This is a genomic window from Streptomyces sp. NPDC059785, assembly GCF_042732375.1.
GTDB lineage: Bacteria > Actinomycetota > Actinomycetes > Streptomycetales > Streptomycetaceae > Streptomyces.
Genome location: NZ_JBHWHV010000013.1, coordinates 56,863 through 64,916 on the forward strand (window position 1 = coordinate 56,863; position 8,054 = coordinate 64,916).

Annotated in this window: 7 protein-coding genes; 6 read left to right on the forward strand and 1 reads right to left on the reverse strand. The window is 75.9% G+C overall.

Annotated features, from left to right (window positions below; all coding sequences use genetic code 11):
• Positions 1–35 precede the first annotated feature (35 nt).
• From ACFV6E_RS12760 to ACFV6E_RS12775, 4 genes are all read left to right on the forward strand, one after another.
• On the forward strand, positions 36–731 hold the full coding sequence (locus ACFV6E_RS12760; RefSeq protein ID WP_385160691.1) for a polysaccharide deacetylase family protein: 696 nt from the start codon (positions 36–38) through the stop codon (positions 729–731).
• The gene (locus ACFV6E_RS12765) at positions 728–1,870 is read left to right on the forward strand and encodes a glycosyltransferase (protein ID WP_385160621.1); all 1,143 of its coding nucleotides are present in this window, start codon (positions 728–730) and stop codon (positions 1,868–1,870) included. Before ACFV6E_RS12760 ends, ACFV6E_RS12765 begins: the two co-directional genes overlap by 4 nt.
• Entirely contained in the window at positions 1,867–2,532 is a 666-nt protein-coding gene (locus tag ACFV6E_RS12770; RefSeq protein ID WP_385160623.1) for a lipopolysaccharide biosynthesis protein, read from the forward strand. The genes ACFV6E_RS12765 and ACFV6E_RS12770 overlap by 4 nt, the downstream gene beginning before the upstream one ends.
• 164 nt (positions 2,533–2,696) lie before the next feature.
• Positions 2,697–3,761, forward strand: coding sequence for a GNAT family N-acetyltransferase (locus ACFV6E_RS12775; RefSeq protein ID WP_385160693.1), 1,065 nt, complete (start codon positions 2,697–2,699; stop codon positions 3,759–3,761).
• 89 nt (positions 3,762–3,850) lie between these two features.
• On the opposite strand, the gene ACFV6E_RS12780 is transcribed toward ACFV6E_RS12775, so the two are convergent.
• A complete protein-coding gene (locus tag ACFV6E_RS12780; RefSeq protein WP_385160624.1) occupies positions 3,851–5,236 on the reverse strand; it encodes a glycosyl hydrolase in 1,386 nt (461 codons plus the stop codon).
• A gap of 143 nt (positions 5,237–5,379) precedes the next feature.
• Here ACFV6E_RS12780 and ACFV6E_RS12785 point away from each other — a divergent pair, with 143 nt between their 5' ends.
• Both ACFV6E_RS12785 and ACFV6E_RS12790 read left to right on the forward strand, forming a co-directional pair.
• Positions 5,380–6,651, forward strand: coding sequence for an ATP-grasp domain-containing protein (locus ACFV6E_RS12785; protein ID WP_385160626.1), 1,272 nt, complete (start codon positions 5,380–5,382; stop codon positions 6,649–6,651).
• Entirely contained in the window at positions 6,651–7,916 is a 1,266-nt protein-coding gene (locus tag ACFV6E_RS12790) for an FAD-dependent oxidoreductase (RefSeq protein WP_385461096.1), read from the forward strand. The genes ACFV6E_RS12785 and ACFV6E_RS12790 overlap by 1 nt, the downstream gene beginning before the upstream one ends.
• Positions 7,917–8,054: the final 138 nt, after the last annotated feature.

Below are 8,054 nucleotides of genomic sequence, written 5' to 3' on the forward strand. Positions count from 1 at the left end.
GCAGCGCCGCGCGCGCCACTGAACCGTGGGTGGCGATGTACCACTCCGTGGGCGACTGCTCCGACGACCCGTACCGCATCACCGTCTCGCCCGACCGGCTCGACCGGCAGCTCGGGCTGCTGCGCCGCTGGGGCCTGCGCGGGGTGAGCATGGCGGACCTGCTCGCCGCCCGCGCCCGCGGCGAGAGCTCCGGTCTGGTGGGGCTCACCTTCGACGACGGGTACGCCGACTTCGTCGACCTGGCGCTGCCGCTGCTGCGCCACCACGGCTGCGGCGCCACCCTCTTCGTCCTGCCGGGGCGGCTGGACGGCGACAACGCGTGGGACCCGCTCGGCCCCCGCAAACCGCTCCTCGGCCGGGACGGCATCCGGGCCGCCGCCGCCACCGAGGGCATCGAGATCGGCTCGCACGGGCTGACCCACGTCGACCTGACGCGGGCCGACGACGCCGTGCTCCGCGCCGAGGTCGCCGGCAGCAGGGCCGCGCTCGCTGAACTGACGGGCGGCCCCGTGCACGGGTTCTGCTATCCGTACGGCACCGTCGACCGGCGGGTCGTCGACGCCGTGCGCGCCGCCGGCTACCGCTACGCCTGCGCCATCGACCCGGGCCCGCTGACCGGCCCGCACGCCCTGCCGCGCGTCCACGTCGGCCAGCGGGACAACGCCGTACGGCTGCTGCTCAAGCGCAAGCTGCACCGGCTGCGCCGCCGCCCGGTCGAGGACGTCCGGTGAGGGCGCTGCACATCATCACCGGGCTCGGCACGGGCGGCGCCGAACAGCAGCTGCGGCTGCTGCTGCGTCATCTGCCCGTCGACTGCGACGTGGTGACTCTGACCGACCCGGGCGCGGTCGCGGACGGCCTCGCCGCCGACGGCGTACGCGTCGTCCACCTCGGCATGACCGGCAACCGCGACCTGTCGGTGCTGCCCCGCCTGGTGCGGTTCATCCGGGCGGGCGGCTACGACCTCGTGCACACCCACCTCTACCGGGCCTGCCTGTACGGCCGGATCGCCGCCCGGCTCGCGGGCGTGCGGGCCGTCGTGGCCACCGAGCACTCCCTCGGTGACTCGCAGATGGAGGGGCGCGCGCTGACCGCCGGGGTCCGCGCGCTGTACCTGGCCGGTGAACGCCTGGGCAGCACCACGGTCGCCGTCTCGCCCACCGTCGCCGAACGGCTGCGCCGCTGGGGCGTCCCGGGGCCGCGCATCGAGATCGTGCCGAACGGCATCGACGTGGCACGGTTCCGCTTCGACCCGGTGCTGCGGGCCCGCACCCGCCGCCGCCTCGGCCTGCCGGAGGACGCGTACGTCGTCGGGGGCGTCGGCCGGCTCGTCCCGGGCAAGCGGTTCGACGTCCTGGTCCGTGCGCTGGCCGGGCTCCCCGGCGACTCGTGGCTGCTGCTCGTCGGCGGCGGGCCCGAGGAGAGCAGGCTGCGGCGCGCGGCGCAGCGCGCGGGCGTCGCGGACCGCGTGCTGTTCACGGGCGAACGTCCGACGGCCGGTCTGCCGGGGGCCGATCTGCCGTCGCTGACCGCGGCGATGGACGCGCTGGCCTCGCCGAGCGCGGAGGAGGCGTTCGGGCTCGCGGTCGTCGAGGCGCTGGCCGCGGGTCTTCCCGTGCTCTACGTCTCCTGCCCGGCGGTCGAGGACCTGCCGCCGGAGGCGGCGCCCGGCGCGCACCGGGTCCAGGGCGGCGCCGAGTCGTTCGCCCGCGCCCTCGCCCGGGTCCGCGCCGGGGGTCCCGGGCCCCGCACCGCCCCGGACGCGGCCCGCCGCTACTGCATCACCCACAGCGCCGCCCAGCTCATGGACGTGTACACGGCCGCCGTCGCCCGCCCCGCTCGGGCTCTTCAGAAGGTGAGTTCCGCATGACCGACAATCCCACCGGCCAGCACCGCCCGACCGGCCGGGCCGCCGCGGTCCTGGCCCGCGCGCGAGCCCTGCCTCCGTGGAACCTGCTCGCGGCCGGCGTACTGCTCGGCGGCCTGACCGGCGCCGGTTACGGCGCGCTGACACCCCCCTCGTACTCGGCGACGGCTTACGTCATCGCCGTACCGGACAAGACGGCGGACCCGGCGTCGGCGGACGGCTTCGCGCAGGCGTACGGGCGGGTGGCCACGCAGGTCTCGGTGCTCGGCGATGCGCAGGTGTGGGCCGGGGTGCCGATGCGTACGCTCCAGAAGAGCGTGCGGGCCGCGACCTCGCCGGACGCCCCGATGGTGGCCGTCACGGCGACCTCGGAGCGCGCCGACCTCGCCGCCGACATGGCCAACGCCGTCACGGGCTCGATGACCCGGCACGCGAACGACAACCAGGACAGCACCCATGTACGGCTCGTCCAGTTCTCGCGCGCTGTGAAGCCCGCCGGGGCGTCGTCGGCGTCCCCGTCGGTGACCGGTCTGGTCGGGGCCGCCGCGGGCGGGCTGCTGGGCGGGCTCGCACTGCTGGTGCGGCCCCGGCGCGCGGACGACTCCGCGCAGGCCGCGTCCGTACCGGGCCCGGCCGTCGCCGCCGAAGCGCACGGACAGCTGTGAGGGCGGCGCGAACTGCCGTGGACGCGAGCACGCGACGGGCGCCGGGCACCGCACCGGACGCCCCGCCCACCACGACTCCGCTCGCCCCCGCTCCCTTCACCGCCGGTCTTCCTACCGCCACTCCTCTCACCCTCAGTCCTCTCACCGCCGCGCTCGTCACCGGCGTGGACGAGTTCGCCGCGCTGGCCCCCGCCTGGGGCCGCCTGCACCGCCGGTGCGCCACCGCCACCGCGTTCCAGAGCCACGCCTGGCTGCACTCCTGGTGGCTCTCGTACGGTCCGCCGGGCGCGCTGCGGCTCCTGGTGGTCCGCGAGGGCGGTGAACTGCGCGCCGTCGCGCCTCTGATGCGGGTGTACCGGCCGCTGCCCGCGCTGGTGCCGCTGGGCGGGGCGATCTCCGACTACCTGGACGTGCTGGTGGACGACGAGCACGCGGAGCGTGCGCTGCCCGCGCTCGTCACCGGGCTCCGCGCCGCCGCGCGCACCGCGCTCGTCGACCTGCGCGAGGTGCGGCCCGGCGGCGCGGCCGAGCGGATCCACGAGCAGTGGGACGGGCCCCGGCGCCGGGTGCGCGACTCGGTCTGCCTGGAACTCCCGGCCCGGCCGATGGCCGAACTGCTCGAGCGGCTGCCCGCCTCCCGCGCCCAGCGGGTCCGCGCGAAGCTGCGCAAGCTGACCGCGCTCGGCGTCGAGCACCGCGCCGTACCGCCCGGCGAGGTGCCCGCCGCGCTGCACCGGCTCCTCGAACTGCACCGGCTCCAGTGGCAGGGGCGCGGGGTGACGCCGGAGCATCTGCGGCCCCGGTTCGCCGGGCACCTGGTGCGGGCGGTCGGCCAGATGGTCCGCTCCGGCGACGCCGTGGTGACCGAGTTCCGGCTCGACGGCGAGGTGGTGGCGGTCGATCTGACGCTGCTGTCGCGGCAGTTGGCGGGCGGCTATCTGTACGGTGCCGATCCCCGGCTGCGCGAGCGCAAGGCGGACGTGGCGACCATGCTGCTGAACGCCTGCGCCGCCGGGGCGGCCGACGGCGAACGCCGGGTACTGAGCCTGCTGCGCGGCACCGAGCCCTACAAGGAGCGCTGGCGCCCCGAGCCGGTGGTCAACGGCCGGCTGCTGCTGGCCCGCCGCAGGACCGCGCCCCTGCTGACGGCGGCACTCCTCGGCGTCACCGCCCGCGACCGCGGCAGACCGCTGCTGAACCGGGGCCGACGGCGGCTGCGCGGCCGGTGACGGCGCGCGGACGGCGGTACCGGCGGACCCGGACCGCCCGTGCACCGCCAGCCGCCCGCCACCACAGGCGCCCCCTGCCCCTCCCCCGCTCACCAGTGCCGCGACCACCGGTCGAAGCGCAGACAGAACCTGTCGCCGAACCACTGCTGGAGCCACTCGCCGAACCGCACCGGCGCGCACGTGCCGGGGCGTTTGGAGGCGGGCGGTTCCGCCGGGGGCGCGGTCGGCTCGGGGGCCGTGCCGGACCCGCCGGACAGCAGCGACCGGTAGACCTCCGCCGCCCTGGGGTTGTCGTCGCACTGCCACACGCCGTGCGGGCAGTAGTCCGTGAGCGTGTTGTAGACCGCCTTGTGCTCGTTCATCCAGGCGAGCATCCGGCGCATGTACGTGGCATTGTCACCGTTGCGAAAAAGCCCCCATTCGGGATACGAAATGGCCTTGCCATGGGATTTCGCGAAGTCCACATGCGCCTTCAGCCCGTACGGTTCTCTCACCTGCTCGTCGAATGAAAGGCCCTGCGGCTGGTCGTAGGCGTCCATTCCGATGATGTCGACGGTGTCGTCCCCCGGATAGCACTCGGTCCAGGGAATGGCGTCCCGGCCGCGATTCGGCGTGAAATCGAACCTGAAATTCTGGCCCGGCACCGAGCGCATGGCGGTGACGATCCTGTTCCAGTACGTCTTCCAGGCCTCCGGCTCTGGACCGCAGCGATGGGTGTACGTGATGCCGTTCATCTCCCAGCCGAGCACGATGACGGTGTCGGGCACCTTCAGCGCGACGAGCCGCTCGGCCAGCGCCCTGAAGTGCCGGTCGTACGCGCCGGACGCGCCCTCCCGCAGCAGGGCGCGCACCTCGTCGTCCGGTACGTGCCCCTCGTTGCGCTCCAGCATGGGCACGTTGAGGACGAGCAGCCGGTCGTCCTTCGCGCGCCGCCAGCCGGCCCAGGCGTCGAGGAAACCGGGCGCGCCCTCGATGTTGCTCCACCGGTCGCCGGGCAGGTACGTGTGCCCGACGCGGAGTTCGGCACCGCCCAGCCACCGGCTGAGCTCGGCGATCCGGGCCACACCGCGGGGCCCGTAGTCGAGGTAGGCCCCGAAGGCGGGCGCCGCCGGAGCCACGGACGGCGGGGTCGTGGCCGACGGGATCGTGGACGTGGGTGCGACCGCGGGCGCGGTCGTGGCCGGCGGGGACACCGGTGCCGTCACGGCCGGCGGGGTCACGGGCGCGGGCCGGTTCACGGGGTCCGCGCCGGGCTCCGCCGGCACCGGTGCCGCCGGGTCGGGGGTCGCCGGGTCGGGCGTCTCCGGCGCGGGCACCGGCGGGTCCGCGGCGTGCGGCGCCCCCGCGGCCCGGGCCGCTACCGGTCCCAGTCCCGCTCCCGGTCCCGACGCCAGGGCGAGCGACGCGGCGACCACGGAGACGGCCACGGCGACCGCCGCCCGTCCGCCCGTAGCCCGTTGCTGCTGTCCGCCCATACCTGCTCCTCTCCCGCACTGCCGCTACAGCGCCTTTCATCCACTGACACTCAGTCATATGAATGCGCATGCCGCCAATCGGGCCCGATGCATTCCGGCGCCCCGCTCGCCCGCACGGGTGAAACAAATCGAAGGAAATATCCGTGTCGCTGCTCGACACCCGCGTACCCGCCGTTCTTCTGCGAATCGACAGGAACCCCTTCCACCACGGCACACTGGGGGCCGTACGCTCCCTGGGCCGGGCCGGTGTGGACGTCCATCTGGTGGCCGATTCCACCGGAAGTCCCGTACGCAGCTCGCGTTTTGTGAGTGAGACGCATCCGCCGCCACCGCCCGACGCCTCGGCGCAGGAGATCGCCGCGGCGCTGCGCCGGGTGGCCCGGCGGGTGGCGCGGCCCGCCGTGCTGATCCCCATGGACGACGCCAGTGCCGTCGCGGTAGGCCGTCTGCGGGACCGGCTCACCCCCGGCTACCTGCTGCCGCAGCAGCCCGGCCCGCTGCCCGAACGGGTGGCCGACAAGGCGGAACTGGCGGCCCTCTGCGCGCGCGTGGACGTCCCGCACCCGGTGACCCTGGTGCCGGACAGCCCGGCGGGCGCCGCCGCGGCGGCCGGGCGGCTGGGGCTGCCGGTGGTCGCCAAGTGGAGCCGCCCGTGGCTGGTGCCGTCCGGGACCGGGCTGCGCAGCACGGTGGTGGTGCGCTCCGCGCAGGAGGCCCGCGCGCTGTACCGGCGCAGCGACGAGGCGGGCAGCCGGCTGCTCCTCCAGGCGTTCCTGCCGCCCGGACCCGACCGCGACTGGTTCTTTCACGGGTACGCCGACCGCTCGGGCGCCGTACGGGCCGGCGGACCCGGCCGCAAGCAGCGGGCCCGGCCGCCCGGCGCGGGGCTCACCTCGGTCGGCAGGTGGACGCCGAACCCGCAGGTCCAGGCGCTCGCCGAACGGCTCACCGGTGAACTGGGCTACCGCGGCATCTTCGACCTGGACTTCCGCCGCGACGGCGCGACCGGCCACTACCACCTGCTCGACTTCAACCCGCGCCCCGGCGCCCAGTTCCGGCTCTTCACCGACGCCTCGGGCCTGGACGTCGTACGGGCGCTGCACCTGGACCTGACCCACCGTCCGCTGCCGGACCCGGCGCCCCGGCCGGGGCGTGCGTTCGTCGTGGAGAACTACGCCCCGCTGACCGCCCTGCGCCCGCGGACCGGCGGGCGCGAGCTGGCCTGGCACGCCCGCGACGACCTCGGGCCCGGACTCGCCCTGTGGGCGCTGTGGTGCCGGCACGTCGCGGCGCGCCTGCTGGACCGCGTACGCCGTCAGCGGCCCGACCCGCCGCCGGTGGACACCCGGCGCGTACCGCGCCCCGCCGCCGCCCCGCAGCCCCTGACCGACGACGAGAAAGCGAGCAGCTGCTGATGTACGACCTGCTGGTGGTGGGGGCCGGACCCTACGGCCTGTCGATCGCCTCCCACGCCGCGGCCGCGGGCCTGAACGTGCGCGTCTTCGGCCGGCCCATGGCCTCCTGGCGCGACCACATGCCCCGCGGGATGTTCCTCAAGTCGGAGCCGTGGGCGTCGAACCTGTCCGACCCGCGCGGCCGGCTGCGCCTGGACGTGTACTGCGCCGGGCAGGGCGTCCGCGCCCGGCACGGGGAACCGATCCCGGTCGGGATGTTCGCGGAGTACGGACTGTGGTTCGCGCGGCACGGCGCGCCCGGCGTCGACGAGCGCACGGTCGCCCGGATCGGCACCGTCCCCGGCGGCTTCGAGGCGGTCACCGAGGACGGCGAGACGCTGCACGCGCGGACGGTGGCCCTGGCCGTCGGCGTCATGCCGTTCACCGAGATCCCCGCCGCGCTCGGCGGCCTCGGCCCCTCGCTCGTCTCGCACAGCAGCGATCACGGCGACCTCGCGCGCTTCGCGGGCCGCGACGTCACGGTGATCGGCGGCGGCCAGGCGGCCCTGGAGACCGCGGCCCTCCTCGCCGAACAGGGCACCCGCGTCCGGGTCCTGGCCCGCGCCGACCGGCTGAACTGGAACGACGTGCCCCCGCCCTGGGAGCGCCCCTGGTGGCGGGCGGCCCGCTCCCCGCACAGCGGCCTCGGCCCCGGCTGGCGGAACTGGTTCTACGCCGAGCGGCCCGGCGTCTTCCGCCGCCTGCCCGAGCGCACCCGCGCCGGTGTGGCGGCGACCGCGCTCGGCCCGGCGGGCGCCTGGTGGGTGCGCGACCGCGTCGAACCGGCCGTCGAGGTGCTCCTCGGCCACGAGGTGACGGCCGCGGAGGCCGCCGGGGACGGCGTACGGCTGAGGACGCTGAGCCGGACCGGCGAGCGGGGCGCCCTGGAGACCGGGCACGTCATCGCCGCCACCGGGTTCCGGCCGGCCCGCGAGCGGCTGGCGCTCCTCGCGGACGAGATGCGCGACGGGCTCGCGGAGGCACCCGACGGATCACCTCGGGTCGGGCGGGACTTCGAGTCCTCGGTGCCGGGGCTGTTCCTGGCCGGACTCGTCACGGCGGCCGGCTTCGGCCCCGCGATGCGCTTCGTGCACGGCGCCTCGTTCACGGCGGGCACGCTGGTACGGGGGGTGCGCCGGCGGCTGCGTACCGGAACGGGCGGCGGACGGATCCCGGCGCCCGCGGACCGCTCCGACGAGGCCGCGTCGGCCCCGGCGGCGCGCTGACACGCGAAAACGGGTGCCGGACGCCAGGCGTCCGGCACCCGTTGCGTACGTCGTCGGTGGCGTACGTCGTCGGTGGCGCGTGGGTCAGCGGCGGTGCGCCGCGGGCCGGTTGCGCCGGTACAGCACGGCCCCGCCGAG